The organism is Lunatimonas salinarum (assembly GCF_017811155.1).
In the GTDB taxonomy this organism is placed as follows: domain Bacteria; phylum Bacteroidota; class Bacteroidia; order Cytophagales; family Cyclobacteriaceae; genus Lunatimonas; species Lunatimonas salinarum.
The window spans coordinates 1-861 of sequence record NZ_JACVCV010000088.1; the positions used below are offsets into that span (position 1 = coordinate 1).

An 861-nucleotide genomic window follows, 5' to 3' on the forward strand; every position below is an offset into this window, starting at 1 on the left:
TGGTGTGAGAGGCGCACCTCGCTAACCTAACGGTTGGCGGGGCCGTCTACTCGATTATGCAATGGACCAGGTTTTCGGAGCTGAAATTTCCTCTCTAACCGAATTCGAACTCCCCTTTCGTTTATCCCTTTCACAGCCTCCCGCCTTAAAATCAACGTAGCCAGAAGCTTCGGTTTTTTCGTTTTCGTCGAATTCACTTTTTAAAATCTCTTTGAATGAAAAGATTCTAAAGTGTTCATTGATCTTGTAGGTAACGGGGTTTCAACTTTTTCTTTTTTTACCTGGCATAATTGCCTTGATTGAAAAAAGCCTCACTTTCAGAAACCAATATCCTTTAGACCATTTTTATCTTTTCTTGTTGAAACCAATTTGAGGATCCCTATTGAGGTTTTCCCCCTTTTTTGCGACCCCAAACAATACTTGCTAAACCAAGAAATCAAAAGCGACGAATTCACTTTTTTTCCCTCCCAAACAATCTTCAATTCTTAACATTCACTCTCTGTTTTAAACCAACTTCATAAAAATCCCAATCTTTTCATTTTAAACAGTCCGCTTTTCAAAAGGTGCTCCTTGGTCTGTTGCATAACGTTTTGCAGCTACCCGAAGGTGGCGATTTCGAAGCACTTCACTTTCAACCAAGCACAAGCTTTGATAGATGCACAAAGCTTCATTTAACCACTGAACCGCCACTTTTGGGTAGGTGCTGTGTGTGCCCGGCATGGGCATCTGGTATCGAAGATACCATAATATTCCAGAGGGTGCAAGTCCCTTACGTGCGGGGGTAACGCCCCGAAGCGTTAGCAAGTCGCAAGGTGGTTTGCCGTGAGGCATGCACTGAAGGAAGCGAGACTGCAAACCCCG

General features: G+C 43.6%; 1 protein-coding gene. It reads right to left on the minus strand.

Annotated features, from left to right (window positions below; all coding sequences use genetic code 11):
• Positions 1-540: 540 nt before the first annotated feature.
• Positions 541-861, minus strand: a 321-nt coding sequence (locus IAQ59_RS22465) for a hypothetical protein (protein ID WP_245189779.1), incomplete at its 5' end; no start/stop codon positions are given.